This is a genomic window from Candidatus Binataceae bacterium (assembly GCA_035508495.1).
Taxonomy (GTDB): Bacteria; Desulfobacterota; Binatia; order Binatales; family Binataceae; genus JASHPB01.
The window spans coordinates 69,062-91,343 of the sequence record DATJMX010000041.1 but is presented as its reverse complement, the minus strand read 5'-3'; the positions used below and the strand labels follow the sequence as shown (position 1 = coordinate 91,343).

Genomic DNA, 22,282 nt, shown 5'->3' with positions numbered 1-22,282 from the left:
GCGCGAGCCCTACGGCTCGCGCATCTCAATGGCGGGCAGGGACGCCAACCCTACTATTTTTTTAGGATTTTCAGAACGCGGAGATTAAACTTCGACCAGGACGTTGTCGCCTTCGACCTTCACCGGATAGCAGCCGACCTTGATCTTGGGATCGTCGAGATTGGCGCCCGTCGTCACGTCGTACTCCCATCCGTGCCATGGGCAGACTACCGTCGTGCCGTCGAGCTCGCCTTCGCCGAGCGGGCCGCCGCGATGCTTACAGGCGTTGTCGATCGCATAGAAATTGGCGCCCGCGTTGAAGATCGCGATCTGCTTGCCGCCCGCTTCGATGACCTTGCCGGTGCCCGCGGGAACATCGGCTACCGCCGCGACTTTCACGAAATTTGCCACTGTGATCGAACCTCCCTCGCGTCGCGATTCTATTGAGCGGTCCGCACACGACGCAACCTCAAGTCGTGTACTCGGCGTTGATCTTTACGTAGTCGTAGCTCAGATCGCAGGTGAGGATCTTGGCCGAGGCCTTGCCGAGCTTGAGATCGAGCAGCACAGTGAACTCGGCTTCCTTCATCGCGCGTCCCGCCTCGTCGAGCGCTTCGGTAAGCAGACGCCCCCCCGACGCGACCTTGGTCCCGCCGATGAACAGCACGAGCTTCTCCGATTCGACCATCGCGCCCGACGATCCCGCCGCCATCAGGATTCGGCCCACATTGGGATCGCATCCAAAGAACGCCGTCTTGACCAGCGGTGAATTCGCGATCTGCCGCGCCGCGCGCTGCGCGTCCGAGGCCGACTTGGCGCCGCGCACCTCGATGCTCACGAGCTTGGTAGCGCCTTCGCCGTCGCGCACCAGCTCGCGTGCAAGAGCCTGTGAAACTTCGGTCAGCGCCTTGTCGAACGCTGCGGAGTCGCGCGGCGTGAACGCGCGGTTCTTTGCGGCGCCGCTTGCGAGCAGGATCACCGTATCGTTGGTCGACATGTCGCCATCGACCGTGATCGCATTGAAGCTGGTGGGCAGCGCAGCCTTGAGCGATCGCTTGAGCGCAGTAGGCGCGATCGCCGCGTCGGTCACGATATAGCCGAGCATCGTCGCCATGTTCGGCGACAACATGCCGACGCCCTTCACCGCTCCCGCGATCGTTATCGTCTCGCCGCCAACTCTCAGCGTCGTCGAAGCGGTCTTCGGCCGCGTATCGGTAGTCATGATCGCGCGCGCGAAGTCGGCCATCCCATCTTCGCGAAGTTGATTCACGGCCGCCCCGGCGCCCGCCGCATAATTGCCGAGATCGTAAAGATGCCCGATGACTCCGGTTGAGTTCGGCACTACCAGCTCCGCCTTGATTCCCAGCAGCTTGGCAACTGCCGCGCACGAATCGATGGCGAGCTTCAGTCCCGGCTTGCCCGTGAAGCTGTTGGCGCATCCCGAGTTCACGATCACCGCCTGCAGGCGGCCTGAGCGAACACGGTCGGCGGTAACGTATATCGTGGCGGATTTGACACGATTTGCGCTGAATACCGCCGCGGCCGCGGCCGGCTCGTCGGCGGCGATAAGTCCCAGGTCGAGCGCTCCCTCTGCCTTCTTGATTCCTGCCGCGACGCCGGCGAATCGGAATCCCCGCACCACCGCGGGTTCGAGCTTTACCTGCATCCTCTGAAATCCTCCGAGCGCCGAATATACGCGCGCCTGAAGTATGTGCAAATCAGTCTGGCGCTCCAACCGGAATCGCACCGCACGTTGCTTGTCTCCGAAAGACAATCCTCCGTATAGTCAATTCAGGGCCGATGAAGCGCCGGAACAGGTCGTAGAGTCCCGGCGCCGGAGGGGCATCGCGATGGCGTCCGGCGCGACGAGAAATCCGCTAAAATGGATTACTGGCAAGCTCACCGATGCCGCCATCGGGCTCCTGACCAAACCGCTCAAAAGTTACGAACTCCACATTGCTAATGACATCGTCGCGTTGCGCCGCCATGTCCATCCCGGCGACGTTATTTTGGTCGAAGGCAACGAGCGCATCAGCCAATGCATCAAGTACCTGACACAGAGTTCGTGGTCGCATTCGGCGATTTATATCGGCGACGCATATCTCAGACGCCATCCTGAAAAGAAAGCCGAGCTGCACAAGGAATTTGGCGAGGACGCTGCTCATCTGCTGGTCGAGGCGCTGGTCGATCAGGGCGTGATCCTCGCGCCGATGAGCAAGTATCGCAACTTCAATCTGCGCGTATGCCGACCGTTCCGGCTCTCGAGCGCCGACGGGGCCGAAGTTATCGACGAAGCGCTGCGTAGCGTGGGCGATACCTATGATGTGCGCAACGTTGTCGACCTCGCGCGCTACTTCCTGCCGGTCAGCCTGGTGCCGGCGCGACTGCGCCGCAAAGCCCTGCAATTTGGCAGCGGCGAGCCGACGCGCGTGATATGCTCCAGCCTGATTGCGGGATGCTTTGCACGGGTGCGATTTCCGATTATCCCGAAGTACGAGCAAACACCCGAAGGCGAGCCGATCGCGGTCACCAAGGTGCGCAAGCTATGGCCGATTGGATCGAAGGCAACGCAGCATCAGGCGCTGGGGCGGCTCAGGATGGTTTCGCCGACCCTGGTGACGCCGCGTGACTTCGATCTTTCGCCGTACTTTGAGATTATCAAGTTCAACATAATCGAGAGCATGCGCTTCGATTATCGCAAGATACAGTGGGCTGATGACCAGCCGAGCGCCGAGGTGAAGAAAGGCGCCTGACGCGTGATTCTCATCGGAGGACTATCGATTGAACGACGAACAAGAACATGGTGCGGGACGGCGCGAGCTGCTGGAAAAGACCATCGCGAAAATCCTCCATCGCCACTGCAATTTCGGCTGGGCCAACTACTACATCCCGAGCGAGAAGTTTCCCGCGCTCATCGAGGAGCTGGTCGAAGTGATGAGCCCGGGCGGCCAGGTGGGGCACGAAGAGCTGGTGCAATTCTTCCTCGGCGTGCAGCGCACGAGCTCGATCCAGGAACGCGTCGCGAAGTTCGAGGAAATGTTCGCGGCCTTTCGGCGCGCGCGATAGCGTGGCGGTACGATTCGAATCGATCGTTCCGACGTTTCGAATCTTCTCGGTCGAGAAAGCGCGCGAGTTCTACTTGGATTTCCTCGGCTTCAAGCTGGATTGGGAGCATCGTTTCGACGACAACGCTCCGCTTTTGATGCGAGTGTCGCGCGACGGCATGGTGTTCTACCTGAGCGAGCATCACGGCGACGGCTCCCCCGGCATCCATGTCACGGTTTACCTGACCGGCCTCGACGATCTGCACGCGGAACTGACGGCGAAGAAATATCGCTACTACCGCCCGGGCATCGAGACGATGCCCTGGAACGTGCGCACCATGGGCGTGATAGATCCGTTCGGCAATCGAATCTTCTTCTCAGAACGCATTAACAAGTAGTCAACGTTCAGTTCCCTCTCCTAGGATAAGGAGAGGGGACAAGAGTACGCGCGCTAACTTTTGGTCAATCCGAGGCTGCAAAGACGCGCAGCAATCAGTGCATCTCCGCTTTCAATGCTGTCAGCGTGCCGGCTTCCTCGGCGGCTTCGGTGATCAGCCGCCCCGGGAAGCGATTATTCAGTGGACTCAGACTCGAAGCGTAGCTGGTCACGCGATGCGCCCAGGTTGCGATTCCGCCGAATGGTGCTGGCACCAGTTCGGCCGCATCGCGGAATTCAGCGAGACTCGCACGGTCCCAGCCGAGCAACCCGCTGATGAACATGTAGAGCGGCAGTGAGGCGCCGAGGCAGATGAGCACCACCAACGCCGAGTTGGCGACGTGACCCGCGCCCTGCCACGTCGCGACTGCGAACGTGCGCAGGATCGCATAGCTTGCGAATCCCGAGGTCAACGGATTGACGATTGTCTGCCAGAGACTCACCGACGGCCACTGGACCAGCCAGCCCATCAGCGGCCAGGCGAGGATTATCCGCAACGTCGAGGACACGATGAACGCGTAATAGACGCCCTCGAATCCGAACCGTTTAAGGAAGACCGCGGCGAGCACGACGCGGCTGCCATGCTCGACGAGCGACGTCCACGTGAAGGTTCCCGTGCGGCCGACGCCCTGGAAGACTTGATCGGGAAGCCGCGTTCCGAAGTCCACCACGCGCGCCAGGTGCATCAGCCACATCACCGCCGCGGCGCGCACAAACTGGGCAGGCAGGAGTCCTTTGATGAACACATCGTCGAACGCGATGAACGCCGCGCCCAGCATCATCGTCACCATCAAGGCCCAGCGCAGACCCTGATCGAGATAGCGACGCGTCAGCCGAATCATACCCTGCGAGTAGGCCTCCGAGATCGAGGGCATCAGCGTCGTGAAGATGTAACATCCGGTTTCGAGATAACCGAATGTGAACGCGAAGGTGAGCAAAAAGATTTCGTTGAGCTCGAGGCCGTCGGGGAGCAGCACCAGGATCAGGATCGGCACGATTCCCCAGCTCGCCGCGATCGCCGCCTGCCCGCCCATCAGCTTCGAGCCGTACAGGAACGATTGCTTCATCGTCTTGCGGTCGAAGTGGGCGAGGAAAATCGTGATGAGGTTGAAGCCCATCTTCTGGTAGAAGATGGCGCAGAAAAGTCCCATCAGCAGGTTCGCGATCACTCCACCGATCGCAAAGCCGAACACCACGCCCATCCCCTCGCCGAACACCGGATGCATCAGGCCCCAGTGCCGCATGTAGATCCCGCAGGTCATCTGGATGATCGGATTCAGCACATAGGTCAGCACGATGAGAAGCTGCGCGTAATCGAAGCGCTGCAACGAGCGGAACAGATTGAAGAAAATTGCGATGAAGCCCGGGAACTGGATCAGCGTGTGTAGCACCACCATCCACGACAGGTAGGCGACGATCGTGTGCGGCATCCACGTGGCCGCGACCAGTCCCAGCACCGTGATCTGAAAGACGCCGGCCAGCGCGTGAAACCAGATAAAGAACTGCGCGAACATGATCGCGCGCGGTGGATTGGTCAGCCGATACTCCGCGACATACTTGACCATCGCCTGGTCGGTGCCGACGTTCAGCAGCGTGAAGAAGATCAGCATGAACTGCTGCACGCCGCCCCATGCGCCGCGCGCCTCGAGGAACGGATTGATGAAGCTGCGTTCGATGTAGAAGGTCACCGCGAAATTCAGCGGCACCATGATGAAGAGCGAGAGCAGGTAGTTATAAAAGAAACCGCTCAGCGGCCGATGGAATCCGACGATTTCCCATCGCGGATCGCCACGGCTCGGCTCCGCGCCCGTTTCGGCCGATGGCGCGGCGGCGGCGCCGAGCGATTGCGGATGGGGCGCGGCCGGCGCGCTGGACGCGTAGAAGCGCTCGAGCATCTCCGGATGCCGCATGCTGTAGCGGCGCGTGATCACGAACGCAACGAAGAAGAGCGCGGTCATCGTGAGAAAAATCGTCGCCAGCGTATGCGTCTGGGCGCGATCCGGAACCGGCGCCGCAATCCAGTCGCCAAACGGAGTTGGCGGAGCGCCGGCTGCCGTCCGCGACATCGCATAGAGCAGCCAGTTGAAATATGCCCAGCGCTGGAAGTCGTAGTTCTGTGCGTTCTTGATCCCGCCCAGCATCGCGACCCAGCTCTTGATGCGCGCGCTCTGGTCGCCCTGCCGCAGCCATTCGTTGAGCACGTAGATCGTGCCCTTGCCGAGATGCAGCCGCATCAGGATCGGAGTGCCCGGCCGCGCCGGATCGTAGGGATTCGTGCGCACCATCACTTCCGCATCGTGCACGTCGAGCAGAGAGCGCTCGTGGACACGCACCGCGGTCAGCCATCCGACGTTGGTGTTGATCGGATCGGCGCGCGGCCCGACGTACATCACGACCGCCGCGATTCCTTCATATGCGATGTCATGGTCCGGGCCGGGCGGGACGTTCACCTTTCCCGCTTGCGTGATCCGGCCGTCCGTCAGCGCAGCGAGCGCGGCTGAATCGGTATTCTCACCAAGAATGACGACGAGCCCCATCCCGTCGCTGACGCGCTGCTTGAGCGCATCGAGATCGGGACCGGGCGACGGCAGCTTCTCCTGGTAGACGGCGCTTTTCGCGTCAGAAAGATTCGGCACCTGGACAGTGGCCGGATCGAGCTTCAGTCGATCGATAACCAGGTTCTCAGTGCCGGAGTAGAAGATTTGAAAGGGGTAGGCCGCGAAAGAAGATCCGCTTACCGAGAGGAACAGAATGAAAAAGGCGGCCAGAGCCGCTAGACGCTTACATCGTGAGTCCGCCAAATTGACACCGGCTTTTGTGTAGTTGCGCGCAAGAAATCGCGAACGCTTGCATGCGTCTGGCAAATCGCTTGCCGCCACTGGCGATTAGCGCGATCTTGTCTTGGAGACGCATACTTTCGTTCGCGGCGGCAGAGATAGTACATATTTTGTCTGCAACTTAACACCTGTTAGTTTGCCAAGGAGTGCAGTGAAATGGATGCAGTCGAAGCAATCCTGAAACGGCGCGTGCAGCGCTCATTTGCCGACCAGCCGGTCGAGCTCGAGAAGCTCAACATGATCGTCGAAGCGGGGCGGCATGCGATGAGCGCGCGCAATCTCCAGCCCTGGCAGTTCGTCATCGTGCGCGAGCGCGAGACGCTAAAGAAACTCGGCGAGCTGTGCACGACCGGGAAGTTCATCGGCGAAGCGCCGTCCGCGGTCGCGATCCTGAAAGATCTCGCGAACACGCGATGGGCCGACGTCGATTGCGCGCAGGCCGTGCAGAACATGGCCGATGCGGCATGGGCGCTGGGCCTGGGCACCTGCTGGGCCGGCAACTTCGATGCGGACAAGATCGTCCAGCTTCTTGGCGTGCCGGTAGAATGGGGCATCTTCACGGTGCTGCCATTTGGCTATGCGAACCCCGCCAAGCCGCCCGAAGCGCGGCCGCTCAAGTCGCGCAAGGAGATGGTTCATTACGAGCGCTACGGGAATCCGAAACCGTAGCTCGCGCGCATCCGCGGCAGGACGACTTCTGCTAGGATGCGACCATCACAAGCGCGAGGTAAATCGCCGATGATCAACCAGCAGCAACCTGCCGAGGCTCACGAGACGCTCAAGAAAAATTCCGACGCGATCTACCTGGACGTTCGCACCGAGGCGGAGTTCGCCGCCGGCCATCCTGAGGGCGCGATCAATATTCCAGTGGTGTTCATCAAGGGGCCGGGCCAGATGGAAGTGAATCCGGACTTCGTCGAAGTGGCGCAGAAGGTGCTGTCGAAGAACAAGAAGCTGGTCGTCGGATGCATGGCCGGTGGTAGATCGCAGCGCGCCTGCGAGATGCTCGAGGACGCAGGCTACACGGATTTGACCAACGTGACCGGCGGCTTCGGCGGCCAACGCGACGCCTCGGGCGCAGTGGTAGTAAAAGGCTGGCGCGACTCCGGCCTGCCGGTATCGACGGACATCAGCGGCAACTCATACCAGGTGCAGAGAAAGAAGGCTGGATTGTGAGGGTGCAGCGTTCGAAGCTTGCGGCGATCGCCGTTGCGAACATTCTTGCTAGTTTCCACCGCAGCACCCTCACCCGGCTGGCGCGGAAGTTGAACTCAGACATCTCAACTTCCGCGCCAGCCGGCCTCTCCCGCAAGCGGGCGAGGCAATACAAAGAAGCAGCGGAACACATATGGCAATACGACTGAATCGCATTTATACGCGGACCGGCGATAAGGGCACTACGGCGCTCGTCGGCGGAAGGCGCGTGCCGAAGGAAAGCCTGCGACTCGAATCCTACGGCACTATCGACGAACTCAACTCGATCGTCGGTATCGTGCGCACTTACCTGCCGAACTATGCCGCCGGCTTCGGCGATGACTTCCAGTGGTACTCAGAGGCGCTGCGGCGTATCCAGAACGAGCTCTTCGATGTCGGCTCGGAACTCGCCACTCCGCCCGACGGCGAGTACGAGGGCATGCATAAGATGAGCGACGGCGAGCCCGCTCTTCTCGAGGAAGAGATGGATCGCATGGAGAAGGAGCTCGAGCCGCTGAAATCGTTCACGCTGCCGGGCGGCGGCGTGCTCAATGCTTTTCTGCACCAGGCACGCACGGTATGCCGCCGCGCGGAGCGCGTATGCTGGCGGCTCAAGCGCGAGGAAGACATCAACGACAAGTTGATTGTCTATGTTAACCGCCTGAGCGATCACCTGTTCGTGCAATCGCGATGGGTCGCGAAACGTCTGGGCGAACCGGAATTTGTGTGGGATCGCGGCCTTCGTATCGATGAGATCAGGCGCGCAGCGAGAAGGGCAGGCGCGCCGCGCAAGGAGTCGAAATAAGCCATGGCATCGGACCCGACACTTTACCTAAGGCAGGCGCAAATTGGCCCGATGGCCAACTTCGTGTACCTCGTCGGCGACAGCGCCGCGCGCAAGCTCGCGGTGGTCGATCCGGCGTGGGACGTGACCGCGATCTGTGATTTCGCCGAGAAAGAAGGCTACGAGATCGACAAGATTCTGATCACGCACTATCACCCCGATCACCTGGGCGGTTCCATGATGGGGCAGACGATCGAGGGTGCGGCCGAGATGCTGAATCGGGTCAAGGCGAAGATCTACGTGAACAAGCACGAGGCCGAGGGCGTGAAGAAAGTCGCGGGCCTGGCGGATTCCGATCTCGTCAAGATGGACGCCGGCGATATCGCCAAGGTCGGCGACCTGGAAGTCAAGTTTCTGCACACTCCCGGTCATACTCCCGGGTCGCAATGCTTCCTCATCGACGGCAACCTGATCTCGGGCGATACGCTGTTCGTGAATTCATGCGGCCGCGTCGATTTGCCAGGCTCGGATCCCGAGGCGATGTATTACAGCCTGAACAACACGCTGAAGAGCCTCGACGACGAGACGGTCGTTTATCCCGGCCACGCATATTCGAACGAGCCCAACACGACGATCGCGAAACAGAAGCGTCACAACATGTACATGCGCTTCGAAACCCTCGACGATTTCCTCGACGCGATGGGCGTCGCGCGGCGCTGATCGCTGAAAATCCGAACAATCCCTCTCCCGTGGTATAACGGGAGAGGGGTTTTGGGAATTTTGTTGGGCGCTTGCGCGCTCGCGCTCAATCGTCGTCGTCGCGGAGTTTTGCCAGGACCGAAAGATCTTCGAGCGTGGTTGTGTCGCCGAGGGTTTCGTCGCCGGCGGCGATCTGGCGGAGTAGGCGGCGCATTATTTTGCCGCTTCTGGTTTTTGGCAGTGCGTCGGTGAAGCGGATGTCGTCGGGGCGGGCCAAGGCGCCGATCTCCTTGACCACGTGGGCGCGGAGTTCTTCGCGGAGCTTGTTGTCGCCTTTGCGGCCGCCTTCGAGCGTGACGAATGCGACGACAGCCTGGCCTTTCATATCGTCGGGACGGCCGACGCATGCGGCTTCTGCGACTGTGATATGCGAGACCAGCGCGCTTTCGATTTCCATCGTGCCGAGGCGGTGTCCCGAGACGTTGATGACGTCGTCGACGCGGCCCATGATCCAGAAGTAGCCGTCCTCGTCGCGGCGCGCGCCGTCGCCGGTGAAGTACACGCCTTCCATCTGGCTGAAATACTGCTGCTTGTAGCGCTCCGGATCGCGGAAGATCGTTCGCAGCATCCCGGGCCACGGCTTGCGCACGATCAGCAGGCCTCCCTGTTTGGCGCCAACGCTCTTGCCGTCGGGGGTGACGACATCGGCTGCGATTCCAGGCAGCGGCCGCGTCGCGGAGCCGGGCTTGGCCGCGATCGCACCGGGCATCGGCGAGATCATGATGCCTCCGGTTTCGGTCTGCCACCACGTATCGACGATCGGGCAGCGGTCGCCGCCGATCACCTTGCGATACCACATCCAGGCTTCGGGATTGATTGGCTCGCCGACCGAGCCGAGCAGGCGCAGGCTCGAGAGGTCGTGCTTCTTCACCCACGAATCGCCCCACTTGATAAAGGTGCGAATCGCGGTCGGCGCGGTGTAGAAAATGTTGACGCGGTACTTCTCGATTATCTGCCAGAAGCGATCATTCTCGGGAAAATTCGGCGCGCCTTCGTACATCAGAACCGTCGCGCCCGCGGCGAGCGGTCCGTACACGGTATAGCTGTGACCGGTGACCCAGCCGATGTCCGCCGTGCACCAATAGATGTCGTCGTCCTTCATGTCGAACACCCAGCGCATCGTCATCAGCGTGTGCGTCAGGTATCCGCCGGTTGAATGGAGCACGCCCTTGGGCTTGCCCGTGGTGCCGGAGGTGTAGAGCGTGAACAGCGGATGCTCGCTGTCGAGCTGTGCGGCCTCGCACTTGGGGCTCTGCTTGGGAACGACTTCGTCCCACCATTCGTCGCGCCCCTTGCGCATATCGACGTGACTGCCGGTGCGCTTGAGCACTAACACTTTGTGAACAGACGGGCATTTCTTCAGCGCTTCGTCGACGTTGTGCTTGAGCTCGACGATCTGCCCGCGACGCCATCCGCCGTCGGCCGTGATGCAGACCTTGGCCTCGGCGTCGTTGATTCGATCGGCGAGCGCCTCCGACGAGAAGCCGCCGAATACGACCGAGTGAATTGCGCCGATTCGCGCGCACGCGAGCATCGCAATCGCGGCCTCGGGCAATAGCGGCATGTATATCGCAACGCGGTCGCCTTCCTTCACGCCGAGCGATTTGAGCGCGTTGGCGGCGCGGCCGACTTCCTCAGCCAGCATCTGGTAGGTGTAGACGCGCGAGTCGCCGGGCTCGCCTTCCCAGATGAGCGCCGCCTTGTTGCGGCGCGGCCCCTTGAGATGGCGATCGAGGCAATTGTAGGCGGCGTTGATCGTCCCGCCGAGGAACCATTTGGCGAACGGAAATTTCCATTCGAGCACCTGGCCGAATGGCTTGAACCAGTCGAGATTCTTCGCGCATTCGGACCAGAAGCCTTCCGGATCCTGGTCGGCGCGCTTGTAGAGCGCTTCGTATTCGTCCTTGCTCTTCACCCACGCGGCGGCGGAAAACTCGGCCGATGGCGCGAACTTGCGCGATTCGTTGAGCGTGACGTCGAGATGCGTGCTTTCGTTCGAGGCCATCGTGACTAAATCCTCCCGCGCGCTTCCCGCGTCTTGAGGCTCAGATACAAAGAAGCCGCATCGCCATTCTCACGCCGATTCGAGCGAATTTCACGCAGATGATCGAGCAGCTCCGCTTCGATCGATGGGGTCAGCTCGGCGGCGAGTTCCGAGGCGCGCGCGGCCCACTTGAGCGCGATGCGGCCTTCGAGGCCGCCGAAATCGTCGAAGAACCATGCGCAGCTCGTGAGCGAGGCGTAGCCTGCCCGCACCATCTCGAACATTCTCAGCAGGCGCTCGCGATTTACCTCGTCGCCGACGCCGAAGCGGGTGAAGAATTCCTCATGCACCGCCGCGTTGTCGTCGATTAGCAGGCGGACGGCGCCGTCGAGCGCCTCGTGATGGCGATCCTTGAGGAGCGGCGCGGCGAAGCGATCGTAAACCGCTTCGACGTGGTTCTTCACGAACTCCATCGCGCCACGAAACGGTGTGCGCCATTCCTGGCTCGAGGTTGGATCGAGACGGCATCCGCAGTTCGAGCGCCAACGCTCGATTCCATGCGGACAGCTCCACGAGCTCGCGGTCGGCAGCGAGAAGGCGCCGCGCGGCGCATGCGAGGCGAGATAGTTAGCGCAATTGGTTACGACGACATCCTCGCGCCGCTCGAGCATGATAAGCGCGCGTGCGAGCTCGGCTGCGCCGCTCTTTTTGTGATGGCCAAAGGTCTCGCCGTCGGTCGCGAGCATCAGTGCTTCACCCGGCGCGAAGCTGAGCGCGGTGTTGACGATCCATTCCGCGAGGCGGCCGCCATCCAACAGGCCTTCGGCGAACGAAACTGACGACGACAGATGGGTATCGAATCGAAAAACCGCGAGGCTATGCGTGCCGTTGCTCCACGCGAAGGGACCGGCCTGACGAGTATCGGCGCCGGGACCGCTGTAGCGGCCCTGCTCGGCGGAGAGGATCACGAACTTCATTCCGGCAGCGACGACCGAGGCGAGCGTGTCGTCATCGGCGGCGCATTCGGGCAGCCAAATGCCCTCGGGCTTGCGGCCGAAGCGGTAGACGAAATCCTCGATGCCCCACTGGATCTGCAGCTCGCGATCGCGCGGCGTGAGCATCGGCATGATCGCATGCGAGTACGGCTGCGCGATTGCGTTGCCGCGGCCCGCGTGGCGCTCGGCGGAGATCTGGTCGCCGCGGCGCATCGCCCGGTATGCGGGCTTGCCATGATGCTCGAGCCATCCGGCGAGCGTCGGGCCGAAGTCGAAGTTAAGCGCCTCGTAGTTATTGCGGACGTGGACGACCGTACCCTCCATCGTATGGGCATGGGCGTTCGCCGTGTAGCATTCGCTCAGGATGCGCTCGTTCCAGTTCTGGAAGGGCGCGGCGCCGCCTTCGGGCGCGATAATCCCGGTCCACGGACTTTCGCGCGGCGGCTGATAAAAATGACCGTGAATTATGACGTATCGGGGTTCTGTCATGTGATGGTACTTAGCGCTTTCAGACGGACAGTCCCAAGACCGTCCATCCGATTTCATTAACAGATTTTATCCACAAGGCATCGCGACATTAGCCGCCAAGTCTTTTCGCCGATGAGGAGCGCAGCATTGCAGCCATCTATCGAAATGCCCGCCCGAGCAACTTCCCTTCCCGTGCGGGAAGGGAAAGAGGGTTAGGTTGTCTTTTCGCTCGCAGCCAAATCAAAAAAACGACCTAACCCCTATCCCCTTCCCGCACGGGAAGGGGGACCGGAGGCATCGCTTCGCAGCCGGGTGCGCTCTTCCCGCTAGGCGCAGGCGGCGCGGAAGGAGCCCCGGATTGCCGGTTCGCCTTTCTGATTGGTGACGATCAGATCGCCTTCGATCTGCTTCTCGCCGTCCTTCTCGAGCTTGCTCGTGATCTTGCCCGTGCAGGTCACGACGTCACCCGGCCATACGCGCGTGGCGAAGCGGACCTTGTACTGGCGCACGTTGCCGATCCCGACGTAGTCAGTGACCGCCTTGGAGAGCAGTCCCGCCGTGAACATCCCCTGCGCGAATACGGTCGGGATTCCGGCCGCCTCAACGAAGGTCTGATCGTAATGAAGCGGAACGAAATCGCCCGAAGCGCCGGCATAGCGCACGAAGTCGGGACGCGTCACGCCTTCGATCACCAGCTTGGGAATCTCGTCACCGACCTTGAGTGAATCGTATTTCAGCTTTGCTGCCATGATATTTCTCCGTAAATCGATGCGCGCGTTACGCCTTCACCGCCTGGCCGGTTTCGATAAGCGTCGAGCGGGACAGTGCGACCTTCTCGCCCTTCTGATTGGTGTACTCGGTTTCGGTGACGAGGAACGTCATCTTGCCGCCGCGTCCGCCTTCCTTCTCGTAAAAGTCGGAAACCTTGGTAACGCCAGTCAGAGTATCGCCGACGAAGATCGGCTTGAAGAACTCGAACTCCTGCTCGCCATGGAGGATACGGCGCAGATCGAAGCCGCCAAAACCGGGACTCGAGGTTTCGTCGGTCCAGAACGCGCTGGTCTGAAGGAAGGTCACAGGGACGGGAATTCCGCCGAGTTCCTTCTTGGCCGCATCCTGGTCGAAGTAAACGGCGCTGGGATCTTTGATCGCGCGGGCAAACTCGCGCACCTTGCTCCAGTCAACGTGCATCTTGAAGGGTTTGCCGGTCTTACCGATAACGCTTTTATCGGGCATCGAATCTCTCCTGGTTCAGTTCACGTTCTACGTGCGATACTTGTCGCTTATAGACGCTCTATAATGCTTACTAACGCAACCACTCTAGATCAGTAACACGACCATAATCGCCGGACAAGGATTCCTACTCGATCGCGCGCGGGGCTTGGCCTCCGTCGACGATTAGGAGCGCGCCGGATACGTAGCTCGATGCGTCCGAGGCGAGGAAGAGGCAGGGATAGGCGATTTCCTCGACGCGGCCGAAGCGCTGTAGGGCGCGCGATTTTCTCACGGCTTCCTTCACTTCTGGGTTCGGCCAGACGCGTGGGGCGGCGCCTTCGGTATCGATCGGACCCGGCGCAATACAGTTGACGCGGATTCCAAATTCGCCGAACTCGCCCGCATGCGAGGTCGTCAGGTTGATAACGCCGGCCTTCGATGCGCCGTAGGGGAGCATCGTCGGCGAACCGTGTACGCCCGCGGTTGACGAGATGTTGATGATTGATCCGGGTGACTTTTGCGCGAGGAACTGGCGCGCGGCCGCCTTGGTACAAAAGAACACGCCGTCGAGATTGATTCCGACCACGGCGCGCCATCCATTGGGCGACAGGTTGAGGCTCGGCGTGGTGATACTCGCGCCGTGATTGTTGATCAGCACATCGAGGCGGCCGAAATGCTTGACGGCCTCCGCCACCATCGCATCGCATTGTGCGGCATCGCGGACGTCTACCTTGGCGATTTCGCACTTGCCGCCGTTCTTGCGAATCTCGTCGCGCACGCGGCTGAGGTTTTCTACGTTGCGGCTCGCGATCAGAACCGGCGCGCCGCGCATCGCGAATTCTTTTGCGATCGATTCGCCGATGCCGGTGCCGCCGCCGGTGACGATCGTGACTTTGCCTTCAACGCTGAATGGATCCTTCAAGGTAGAACTTCCTCCGTAGCTGGAAATGCGAGCGCTGCATGAGCGGCGCCACGCGGTCGAATGGCAGGATGAAATTGTGCCGTTCGCCGATCGGAAATATATCGCACGGCCCGCGACAGAGAAGAAGAGGCGTGCGATTCAGATGGGCTAGAATGCGGGAAGCGGGACCCGGGCGCGGCTGCGCCGGCGGCTCATGCCTTTCTCACGGGGCGTGATCTTGAGCCGCAGATGGGGTGTCACGCGGCTCTCGACGTCGCCGCGCACGCGATGCTTCCACATGACCATGCGGCGGCGCAGGACCGACGGGTTGATCCCGAGCGCGTCGCACACGGTATCGAAGCTGAATGCGTGCCCAGCACGCGCGCCCGCCATGATCCACCGCTCAGCATCGACGTAGAGCAGGCGCTTTCGAGTGCTGCGCGATAAAACGCCTTGTTGATAGACGTTGATCGCATCGGCGAGCAGAGCCAGCATCAGGCGCTGCTCACCGCTCAGGCGATGGCCTCCCGAGGTGTCGTAATACTGGCACGGCAGGATCTGATGGAGCCCGACGAAGTTTTCTACGGCGTTATCCGGGGTTCCGAAAGCTGCGCCCATTCTCGCTATCCGACAGGGACACCAAAACCCGGCAGTCGAGGCCCACACCTCAAGCTCCGGGTACCATCACCCGCGATGGAATCGTCCCATTTCGTGAAGCAAAACAATCGGCAGCGAAGAATAGTTCCCAAATCGCAACATTTTTTTCGCAATCGCTAAACTTTGGTGACTTGGCGCGCTCAGCGCGCCTCTGAATCCCTCCCGATGGTCAGGGGGAGGGATTTCAGAGGGAACGGGAAGTTTGCCTGGAGACCTGTTCAGGTCGAAAGCCGGTGGACGAGATCCACCAGGGCTGGATTCAGATGGCGGCGTATTTCGACGGCTTCCGGCAGGGGAACGCGAATCATGTCGCCGCGTTCTTCGCCGATTAGAGATGGAACCGCGCCGTCGAGGATCGCTTGTACGGCTTCCGCGCCCATCCTGCTGGCGAGCAGGCGATCGCGTGCCGTCGGAGCGCCGCCGCGCTGGACGTGGCCGAGTACCACGACGCGGGCCTGCGTGCCGAGCCGGGCCGTGAGCGCATCGGCGACCGGGATAACGCCGCCTGTGCGTGGGCCTTCAGACACGATGATGATCGACGAGCGCTTGCCGCCCCGATGGCTCTCCTCGACGCGATTGCAAATCTCTTCGATCGCCGGTGGGAACTCCGGGACGATTACCGCTTCGGCGCCCGCCCCGATCGCAACCGCAAGCGCGATAAAGCCCGAGTCGCGGCCCATCACTTCGACGCAGAACACCCGCTCATACGCAAATGCGGTGTCGCGGATTCGATCGATCGCCTCAAGCGCCGTGTTCACCGCGGTATCGAAGCCGATCGCATATTCGCTGGCCGGGATATCGTTATCTATCGAAGCCGGGATCACATAAACCGGCAGGTCGGTTTCCTGCGCGAGCAGGGTCGCGCCGCGCATCGAGCCTTCACCGCCGATTACGACGAGCGCGTCGATCTCGCGGCGTCTCAGGTTGCGCGCGGCGAGCCCGCGTCCGGCCGCGGTGCGGAATTCATCTGATCGCGACGTTTCGAGAAACGTTCCGCCGCGCTGGATAATATTGGCGACGGCGCGCCCCGCGAGAGGCTCGGCTACGTCACGGATCAGCCCATCGTAGCCGCGGCGAAAGCCCGTCACGGCCATTCCCGCCGTTGAGGCGCATCGCACCACCGCGCGAATCGCGGCGTTCATCCCGGGCGCATCGCCACCCGCCGTCAACACGCCGATATGGCGCGGAGCGGATCGCCCCGTCGTCACTATCATTCGTTCAATTTCGGGTTGAGAGTCGTTACCCATCTCTCGGAGGGACTAAAACACGTCCCACCGATCAATCTAACGAGGTGGTCGACCAGAACCAACTCGGAGGCTCGTTGCGCAGTGCAATCCTCACGGAGCGCCGGCGCCCAGACGCACCAGCGCGTTGCGCGCTTCTTCGATGGCACCCGGTGCCGAGGCGTCGCTGCTCGAGGCAGCCGCGCGGTAATGCTCGACGGCGCTATCGCGATTTCCCATCGCCTCGTAGGCGCGGGCGACGTTAATTTCAGCTTTGGGATCGGCTGGGCAGGCGGACAGCGCGTCCTTGTAGTATGCAAGGGCCTTTTCATACGAACCGGCCGCATAATCCGAGCCACCGTGCTGCGTCGCGGCCTGCTCGGTTGCGCGATCGCAGCCCCCGGGGGCAGATGGGAGCCCGGGCGTGTATGATGGCGCCTGCTGCTTCAGCGACTCGATCTCCTGCTGCTGCTGTTCGATCTGCTGCTGTTGTTGCTGGACCTGCTGCTGTTGGGCCTTGAGCGTCGCGTCGCCACATCCGGAAAGCGCGACAGTCAGGAAAATCGCAACGGTTGAGAGAGCTGCCAAGGGTGCGATCAAGTTCCGCATGAGGTCCTAATACTGGCGGAAGAACCTTTCATGTCAATGCTCTCGCTCTTGCGAGACACGCGACTTTTCATCAAAACGGTACGCATGTTGGGAAAAGCCAAAACCCTCGGATTCGCACTTATCGCCGCAACTCTCGCCGTGATTCCCCCGGCGTGGGCTGCCAACGTCAAGCCTACGATGAGCGCGGCGCGCGCGCTGCAACTGCTGCTCGACGGCAATCAGCGCTTCATTGCGGGCCGGTTGGATCATCCGGATCAGTCGCGGGAACGGCGCGAGGAAGTCGCCAAGGGGCAGCATCCCTTCGCTTCGGTGCTGTCGTGCTCGGACTCGCGCGTGCCGCCGGAGGTTATCTTCGATCAGGGCCTCGGCGATCTATTCGTGGTCCGTGTGGCCGGCAACGTCGCCACCGATATTACGATTCAGAGCCTCGATTACTCGGTGAAGCATCTCGGCGTGCGGGTCGTGATGATCCTCGGCCACACCGAGTGCGGCGCTGTGAAGGCTGCCATTCTGGGGCATGACGAGGAAGGCGACGTCGGCCCGCTGCTTAGCGAACTCAAGCCTGCAGTTGCCGACAGCAAGGGTCAGCCGGGTGATCCGGTCACGAACGCGGTCCGCGAAAACGTTAAGCTTGTAATGCAGAAGCTCGAGGAATCGCCCGAGTTGTCCGCGATGGTCAAGACCGGCGAACTCCGGATCATCGGCGGCGTGTACAATCTCAAGACCGGAAAAATCGATATTCTTTGATGATAGAATTGTCTGATGTCCGCTGAAATTGAAGCGCGCGTCGCCGCGCGTGAGCAAATAACCGCATCCGGGGCGCTGACACTACTGCGCGAGGGCAACGCGCGCTTCGCCGCGGGAGTGCCGCGTCATCCCAGTCAGAGTATGGAGCGCCGCGAGAGTTTGATTGGCGGGCAGATGCCTTTTGCCGCGATCCTGGGATGCTCGGATTCGCGCGTGCCGCCGGAGCTGGTGTTCGATCGCGGCCTTGGCGATCTGTTCTCGGTGCGCAACGGCGGCAACCTCGCCGGGCGTATCGCGGTCGAGAGTCTGGCGTTTGCAGTATCGAACTGGCACGTCCCACTGATCGTCGTGCTCGGGCATCTGCGCTGCGGAGCAATCACCGCGGCCTTCAATGATCAAAACGAAAGCCATCCCGACAGCCTCCTTGGCCTGCTCGCCCCCGCGATCGAAGCTTCGCGCGGCCTTTCAGGCGATCCAGTAACCAACGCCGTCCGCGAAAACGTCAAGCGCTTTGTCGCCAAGCTCGAAGCATCCAGGGAGATCCGCGACGCAGCGCGGAATCACCCGCTAGAGATCGTGGGAGCGATCTACGATTCGAAAACCGGTCTCGTCGAAGAGCTCGGCTGACGCGGCTCACTGACCCGTTGCCGACTTGACGATCACGCCGGTGAAGCCGGTGGCCTGGTGGCCGTCTTCGGTTGTGACCGTCAGCGAGACGACGTAGGTGCCGGGGTTCAGGAAGGTATGAAAGAGCATCGTGGGCGGCAACGTCGAGACCTGGCCGTCGCCGAAGTTCCATCGATAGCTGTTGAAGACCGCTTCGGGATCGCTGCTCGCGACCAGGAAACCAACGAACAGCGGCGCCGTTCCATAGGCTGGCGCCGCGGCTACTGTGATCTGCGGAAGACGCGGGATCTCGACGCGCGCTATTCCGGGTGACGAAGATCCCATCGGCGACGGCATCGCCTCGTTTTCCTGCGCGAAGCCTGCAACAGCGAATAACAGGGTTATCGCGACAGCCACGACCGCTCCACGAAACGCGGAGCATCCCTCGGAAACCCCTCTCCCTGACCAGGGAGAGGTCGGCGACGCGCAGCGGCGCCGGGCGTGGGTTGCCCGAACTTCTGCATCTTTGGAGCGCGAAAAGCAGAAGCGGAATGCCCTCGCCCTTAACCTCTCCCTGGTCAGGGAGAGGGGATTAATGCAGGGAGAGGGGAGACTCGATGAAGAGCCGCGAGTCGATGGAACGGCGAGCGGATCGCGCATTGCTACTTATACTGCCGGCCCGACAACTACGCCATCACGATGCCGCCGTCGGGATGCAGTAGCGAGCCCGTGTAGTAGCGGCCTTCTTCGCAGGCCAGGAACAGCGCAGTATTGGCGACGTCGACGGGCTCGCCCATCTTCCTCATCGGCACGCGCTGCAGCAGCATTTCGGTCATACCCAAATCCTGGAGGTTCGCCGTCATCGGGGTTTTGATGAAGCCCGGTCCGATCGCGTTGGCGGTGATATTGTGCGCGGCGAGCTCCATCGCGAGTACCTTCGTCAGCATCCAGACTCCCGCCTTGCTGACCGAGTACTCGCCGACGCCGGGAGTCGGCAGCCGCGCCGCGCCTGACGCGATATTGATGATCCTGCCGCCCTTGCCGGCTTTGATCATCGCCTTGGCGCAGGCTCGATCGGTCAGGAATACGCCGTTCAGGTTGACGTCGAGCACGCGTTTCCAGTTGGCAAACGATTTATCCGCGAGTGGGACGGCATCCGGCTGCCCCTCTTCGCCGTAGTGAGCGTGTGAAATGCCGGCCGCGGCGACGACGATATCGACACCGCCCATCTCCTTGACCATCCGCTCGACCATTGCGTTGGACTGCGCCTCGTCGCTGGTATCGACCTGATGCGCGATCGCTTTGCGCCCGAGCTTGACGACGGCGGCGGCGGTTTCCTCGGCAGCCTGGAGATGACGATCGGCGACGAAGATGTTGGCGCCTTCTTCGGCGAATCGAATCGCGGTGGCGCGGCCGATCCCGCTCGCGCCGCCCGTGATCAGTGCATTCTTGTTTTCGAGTCTGAGAGCCATTGAATCACTCCTGGCCTCGCTTGCAGCGAGCGCTCACCTTGATGGTCGCTTGTTATCACGCAGCGCCGCGGCTCCGCCAGCGCGATTAGCCCGATGCGCCTGTCCTCGCGATCGCGGCTTCATTAGAATGCCGCTCCATGGCGTTTGAGCAAGCGGCTACCGTTGATACGGAGCCGACCCACAAGTTTGTCGAAGTCGATGGCCTGAAGCTTCACTACCTGGACTGGGGCGGCGATCCCGCAAAGCACACCTTTCTTCTTTTGCACGGCGGCGGTGCGCATACGCATTGGTGGGACGGCGTCGCGCCTCTGCTGACACCTTGTGGCAGGGTGATCGCGCTCGATTTTCGCGGACACGGTGAAAGCGAATGGCCGCAGCCGCCCGTGTACGGACCTCCAGCCTACGTGCGCGATGTCGTTGCGGTTATCAAAGAGCTCGGTACCAAGGTCGTGCTCGTTGGGCATTCGATGGGCGGTGCGGTGTCGCAATGGGTCGCCGTGCTGCATCCGGAGCTGCTCGCGGCGCTGGTCATCGTCGATGCGCCGCATGGGCCGCCCCCTCTCTTTCGCCGGTTGATGTGGCGATGGCGCCGGCGCTCGCAAGGCGGCAAGCGCCCCGAGCTCAAATCGAGCGCCGATATTATCCGCAAGTTCCGCCTGAGTCCGCCCGACACTTACATGTCGAAACAGGACATCGAGCGGCTCGCGCTGCACGGCGCGATGCAACTGCCGAGCGGCAACTGGGCGTTCCGCTTCGACCCCGAGACGCGGGCGTGGCGCAAAGGCGGCAACAAGATGAGCAAGCCCAAGCTCAAGCTGCTCAAGATGCCAGTGTTGATTCTGCGCGGCGATCGCAGCACGCTCGTTAGCCCATGGCACGCCCGCCAGATGCATCGCAAGATCAAGCATTCGGTGTTCAAGGAAGTGCCGCGCGCATATCATCACGTGCCGCTCGACAATCCCGCAGGCACGGCGAAGGAAATAATCGAGTTTGTCGAGCGGTAGTAGGGCGGCGTCAGGCGGCGCCGAGATGGCGTCGGAGGAACGCGAGGCACTTCTGCCACGAATCCAGATTGGCGATGTGATTGTTCTCCGGCGCGCCGCCGAGCGCCATCGGCGTCTTCACCACGGGATGGAAGATCTCGCTGATCGTGGGCGAATACGGGAACCGGATGAAGTGCCCGGCGCCCGCGTAGCTGATGTGCTCATAGGGATGCTTGAAGTCGCGCGCGATCAGCCGCTGTATCGCGAGATCGGCGAGATTCAGCGACGGCCACATCTGATCGTCAGTGCCTGAGAACATCAGAATCGGGCCGTTGATGTTTTCGACGGCGATCGCCGCGTAATCGAGTTCAGCGGGATCCGTCATTTGGCTGAGGAATGTCGGGGTTAGTGCCACTGGTTTCTTGTCCCACGCGCTCAGATCAGTCGGCTCCGTTCGCACAAACCGAATCGGATTCTTGCGATAGGTCCATGCTGATCCAGCCGGTCCGCCCGTCGTTTTGATTCCCGCCCATCCGACGCCGCTTGGAACATACCCGACCACTGCGGTGATCTCGGGAAACGTTGCGCCGAGCAACAAGGCCAGCTCGCCGCCGCGCGACGCACCGATAACCGCGAGAGGACCCGGCCTGACTGCGCGATGCTTTCGCATCCAGCCGATGGCCCGTTCGAAGTACTCGAGCGGAATCTCGGCGAGATCCTGGGGCAGACCCGGCATCGCAAAGTAGGCGAGCGAGAGCACCGCGAACCCCTGGCTTGCGAGCAACGCCGGATGTTCGATCGACATGCCGCCGCCCGAGCCGCCGAGCAGGATGATACCGGGACGCCGCTCGCTCGCGTGATGGAAAAACGCCCCGACAAGGCTTGGGTCATCAAGGTCACCGCGAACAATATGGTCGGCAAGAAAACGGCGCGTCAGTTGGATTCTCGCGGTGGGTTTGCCATCGAGTTCGGCAGCGATCGTTACGACGACCGGATCGGGATTGGTCTTGACGAACGGCCCGCGCGTTTCGACCGCCGGATCAAGCTGCATCGACCAGAACAGTCCCATCGCATCGGCAACGCGATACGTCCCCCCGCTCGGCGCTGCAAGCGCCAAATCGACCTGCCCCTGAGGATTCGTCGTGAACTCCGCAAACGACTCCCAGTGATGACCGAGATCGTCACGAACCGTCGCGCGTATCACGACGACTCGCGACGCAGGAAAATCAACCAGCCTTAACGTCGTAAGAGCGCGATCGTAGAGTGCATCAATGGGCGCGGCTTCAATGCGCATCCATCGCGACTATCAGCATAAACCGCAGGCGTCAAAGCACTCACCACAAAGGCTCGAAGCCACTAAGTAAAACCGTTTTTTTTGTGTCTTCGTGT

Annotated in this window: 24 protein-coding genes; 10 read left to right on the top strand and 14 right to left on the bottom strand. The window is 61.5% G+C overall.

The genetic code is table 11. The annotated features are described in order from the left end of the window. Positions 1 to 84: 84 nt before the first annotated feature. Both VMA09_14350 and argJ read right to left on the bottom strand, forming a co-directional pair. Positions 85 to 390 carry a Rieske (2Fe-2S) protein gene (locus VMA09_14350; GenBank protein ID HUA34785.1) on the bottom strand — a complete coding sequence of 102 codons (306 nt, stop codon included), beginning with the start codon at positions 388 to 390 and terminating at the stop codon, positions 85 to 87. 58 nt (positions 391 to 448) lie between these two features. Next, the gene (gene argJ, locus VMA09_14345; protein HUA34784.1) at positions 449 to 1,645 is read right to left on the bottom strand and encodes a bifunctional glutamate N-acetyltransferase/amino-acid acetyltransferase ArgJ; all 1,197 of its coding nucleotides are present in this window, start codon (positions 1,643 to 1,645) and stop codon (positions 449 to 451) included. Between the two features lie 184 nt (positions 1,646 to 1,829). On the opposite strand from argJ, the gene VMA09_14340 reads away from it, so the two are divergent. Genes VMA09_14340 through VMA09_14330 form a run of 3 tightly spaced genes read left to right on the top strand, consistent with a single transcriptional unit; the run spans position 1,830 to position 3,421 of the window. Then, positions 1,830 to 2,732: a YiiX/YebB-like N1pC/P60 family cysteine hydrolase gene (locus VMA09_14340; GenBank protein HUA34783.1), complete on the top strand. Its 903-nt coding sequence runs from the start codon at positions 1,830 to 1,832 to the stop codon at positions 2,730 to 2,732. A gap of 28 nt (positions 2,733 to 2,760) precedes the next feature. Continuing rightward, entirely contained in the window at positions 2,761 to 3,045 is a 285-nt protein-coding gene (locus tag VMA09_14335) for a hypothetical protein (protein HUA34782.1), read from the top strand. Position 3,046: 1 nt separating this feature from the next. Further along, entirely contained in the window at positions 3,047 to 3,421 is a 375-nt protein-coding gene (locus VMA09_14330; GenBank protein HUA34781.1) for a glyoxalase superfamily protein, read from the top strand. A gap of 94 nt (positions 3,422 to 3,515) precedes the next feature. Here the strand turns inward: VMA09_14330 and VMA09_14325 are convergent, their stop codons facing one another. Continuing rightward, positions 3,516 to 6,260, bottom strand: a complete 2,745-nt coding sequence (locus VMA09_14325; GenBank protein ID HUA34780.1) for a hypothetical protein — start codon at positions 6,258 to 6,260, stop codon at positions 3,516 to 3,518. Between the two features lie 192 nt (positions 6,261 to 6,452). Here VMA09_14325 and VMA09_14320 point away from each other — a divergent pair, with 192 nt between their 5' ends. The 4 genes from VMA09_14320 (at position 6,453) to VMA09_14305 (ending at position 8,994) form a co-directional block, all read left to right on the top strand. Beyond that, positions 6,453 to 6,965 carry a nitroreductase family protein gene (locus VMA09_14320; protein ID HUA34779.1) on the top strand — a complete coding sequence of 171 codons (513 nt, stop codon included), beginning with the start codon at positions 6,453 to 6,455 and terminating at the stop codon, positions 6,963 to 6,965. A 69-nt stretch (positions 6,966 to 7,034) separates the two neighbouring features. Next, positions 7,035 to 7,472 carry a rhodanese-like domain-containing protein gene (locus VMA09_14315; GenBank protein HUA34778.1) on the top strand — a complete coding sequence of 146 codons (438 nt, stop codon included), beginning with the start codon at positions 7,035 to 7,037 and terminating at the stop codon, positions 7,470 to 7,472. Positions 7,473 to 7,644: 172 nt separating this feature from the next. Then, positions 7,645 to 8,295, top strand: coding sequence for a cob(I)yrinic acid a,c-diamide adenosyltransferase (locus VMA09_14310; protein ID HUA34777.1), 651 nt, complete (start codon positions 7,645 to 7,647; stop codon positions 8,293 to 8,295). 3 nt (positions 8,296 to 8,298) lie between these two features. Beyond that, the gene (locus tag VMA09_14305) at positions 8,299 to 8,994 is read left to right on the top strand and encodes an MBL fold metallo-hydrolase (protein ID HUA34776.1); all 696 of its coding nucleotides are present in this window, start codon (positions 8,299 to 8,301) and stop codon (positions 8,992 to 8,994) included. Positions 8,995 to 9,079: 85 nt separating this feature from the next. Here the strand turns inward: VMA09_14305 and acs are convergent, their stop codons facing one another. From acs to VMA09_14265, 8 genes are all read right to left on the bottom strand, one after another. After that, positions 9,080 to 11,038, bottom strand: a complete 1,959-nt coding sequence (acs, locus tag VMA09_14300) for an acetate--CoA ligase (GenBank protein HUA34775.1) — start codon at positions 11,036 to 11,038, stop codon at positions 9,080 to 9,082. Positions 11,039 to 11,043: 5 nt separating this feature from the next. Then, positions 11,044 to 12,501 carry a DUF3536 domain-containing protein gene (locus VMA09_14295; GenBank protein ID HUA34774.1) on the bottom strand — a complete coding sequence of 486 codons (1,458 nt, stop codon included), beginning with the start codon at positions 12,499 to 12,501 and terminating at the stop codon, positions 11,044 to 11,046. Between the two features lie 305 nt (positions 12,502 to 12,806). Next, on the bottom strand, positions 12,807 to 13,229 hold the full coding sequence (locus VMA09_14290; GenBank protein HUA34773.1) for a MaoC/PaaZ C-terminal domain-containing protein: 423 nt from the start codon (positions 13,227 to 13,229) through the stop codon (positions 12,807 to 12,809). Positions 13,230 to 13,257: 28 nt separating this feature from the next. Then, on the bottom strand, positions 13,258 to 13,716 hold the full coding sequence (locus VMA09_14285; protein HUA34772.1) for a MaoC family dehydratase N-terminal domain-containing protein: 459 nt from the start codon (positions 13,714 to 13,716) through the stop codon (positions 13,258 to 13,260). A gap of 124 nt (positions 13,717 to 13,840) precedes the next feature. Beyond that, positions 13,841 to 14,617, bottom strand: coding sequence for a glucose 1-dehydrogenase (locus VMA09_14280; protein HUA34771.1), 777 nt, complete (start codon positions 14,615 to 14,617; stop codon positions 13,841 to 13,843). Between the two features lie 147 nt (positions 14,618 to 14,764). After that, entirely contained in the window at positions 14,765 to 15,214 is a 450-nt protein-coding gene (locus VMA09_14275) for a hypothetical protein (protein HUA34770.1), read from the bottom strand. Positions 15,215 to 15,471: 257 nt separating this feature from the next. After that, complete coding sequence (gene pfkA, locus VMA09_14270) at positions 15,472 to 16,461, bottom strand: 6-phosphofructokinase (GenBank protein HUA34769.1); 990 nt, start codon at positions 16,459 to 16,461, stop codon at positions 15,472 to 15,474. Between the two features lie 129 nt (positions 16,462 to 16,590). Then, positions 16,591 to 17,064, bottom strand: a complete 474-nt coding sequence (locus VMA09_14265) for a tetratricopeptide repeat protein (protein HUA34768.1) — start codon at positions 17,062 to 17,064, stop codon at positions 16,591 to 16,593. Between the two features lie 108 nt (positions 17,065 to 17,172). Here VMA09_14265 and VMA09_14260 point away from each other — a divergent pair, with 108 nt between their 5' ends. Both VMA09_14260 and VMA09_14255 read left to right on the top strand, forming a co-directional pair. Beyond that, on the top strand, positions 17,173 to 17,832 hold the full coding sequence (locus VMA09_14260) for a carbonic anhydrase (GenBank protein ID HUA34767.1): 660 nt from the start codon (positions 17,173 to 17,175) through the stop codon (positions 17,830 to 17,832). Positions 17,833 to 17,847: 15 nt separating this feature from the next. Further along, a complete protein-coding gene (locus VMA09_14255) occupies positions 17,848 to 18,459 on the top strand; it encodes a carbonic anhydrase (protein ID HUA34766.1) in 612 nt (203 codons plus the stop codon). A 6-nt stretch (positions 18,460 to 18,465) separates the two neighbouring features. Here VMA09_14255 and VMA09_14250 read toward each other — a convergent pair whose 3' ends face one another. Both VMA09_14250 and VMA09_14245 read right to left on the bottom strand, forming a co-directional pair. Beyond that, positions 18,466 to 18,855 (bottom strand): PKD domain-containing protein, encoded by a 390-nt coding sequence (locus VMA09_14250; GenBank protein HUA34765.1) that lies wholly within the window; start codon positions 18,853 to 18,855, stop codon positions 18,466 to 18,468. Positions 18,856 to 19,124: 269 nt separating this feature from the next. Further along, positions 19,125 to 19,910 (bottom strand): SDR family NAD(P)-dependent oxidoreductase, encoded by a 786-nt coding sequence (locus VMA09_14245; protein ID HUA34764.1) that lies wholly within the window; start codon positions 19,908 to 19,910, stop codon positions 19,125 to 19,127. Positions 19,911 to 20,047: 137 nt separating this feature from the next. Here VMA09_14245 and VMA09_14240 point away from each other — a divergent pair, with 137 nt between their 5' ends. Next, the gene (locus tag VMA09_14240) at positions 20,048 to 20,914 is read left to right on the top strand and encodes an alpha/beta hydrolase (GenBank protein ID HUA34763.1); all 867 of its coding nucleotides are present in this window, start codon (positions 20,048 to 20,050) and stop codon (positions 20,912 to 20,914) included. Positions 20,915 to 20,924: 10 nt separating this feature from the next. On the opposite strand, the gene VMA09_14235 is transcribed toward VMA09_14240, so the two are convergent. Continuing rightward, positions 20,925 to 22,187, bottom strand: a complete 1,263-nt coding sequence (locus VMA09_14235) for an acyl-CoA thioesterase/bile acid-CoA:amino acid N-acyltransferase family protein (GenBank protein HUA34762.1) — start codon at positions 22,185 to 22,187, stop codon at positions 20,925 to 20,927. Positions 22,188 to 22,282 lie beyond the last annotated feature (95 nt).

Coding starts and splice junctions, on each gene's coding strand:
- argJ (HUA34784.1), bottom strand. CDS start 1,645: ATGCAGGTAAAGCTCGAACCCGCGGTGGTGCGGGGATTCCGATTCGCC.
- VMA09_14315 (HUA34778.1), top strand. CDS start 7,035: ATGATCAACCAGCAGCAACCTGCCGAGGCTCACGAGACGCTCAAGAAA.
- VMA09_14305 (HUA34776.1), top strand. CDS start 8,299: ATGGCATCGGACCCGACACTTTACCTAAGGCAGGCGCAAATTGGCCCG.
- acs (HUA34775.1), bottom strand. CDS start 11,038: ATGGCCTCGAACGAAAGCACGCATCTCGACGTCACGCTCAACGAATCG.
- VMA09_14310 (HUA34777.1), top strand. CDS start 7,645: ATGGCAATACGACTGAATCGCATTTATACGCGGACCGGCGATAAGGGC.
- VMA09_14245 (HUA34764.1), bottom strand. CDS start 19,910: ATGGCTCTCAGACTCGAAAACAAGAATGCACTGATCACGGGCGGCGCG.
- VMA09_14235 (HUA34762.1), bottom strand. CDS start 22,187: ATGCGCATTGAAGCCGCGCCCATTGATGCACTCTACGATCGCGCTCTT.
- VMA09_14255 (HUA34766.1), top strand. CDS start 17,848: ATGTCCGCTGAAATTGAAGCGCGCGTCGCCGCGCGTGAGCAAATAACC.
- VMA09_14275 (HUA34770.1), bottom strand. CDS start 15,214: ATGGGCGCAGCTTTCGGAACCCCGGATAACGCCGTAGAAAACTTCGTC.
- VMA09_14290 (HUA34773.1), bottom strand. CDS start 13,229: ATGGCAGCAAAGCTGAAATACGATTCACTCAAGGTCGGTGACGAGATT.
- VMA09_14340 (HUA34783.1), top strand. CDS start 1,830: ATGGCGTCCGGCGCGACGAGAAATCCGCTAAAATGGATTACTGGCAAG.
- VMA09_14320 (HUA34779.1), top strand. CDS start 6,453: ATGGATGCAGTCGAAGCAATCCTGAAACGGCGCGTGCAGCGCTCATTT.
- VMA09_14285 (HUA34772.1), bottom strand. CDS start 13,716: ATGCCCGATAAAAGCGTTATCGGTAAGACCGGCAAACCCTTCAAGATG.
- VMA09_14295 (HUA34774.1), bottom strand. CDS start 12,501: ATGACAGAACCCCGATACGTCATAATTCACGGTCATTTTTATCAGCCG.
- VMA09_14240 (HUA34763.1), top strand. CDS start 20,048: ATGGCGTTTGAGCAAGCGGCTACCGTTGATACGGAGCCGACCCACAAG.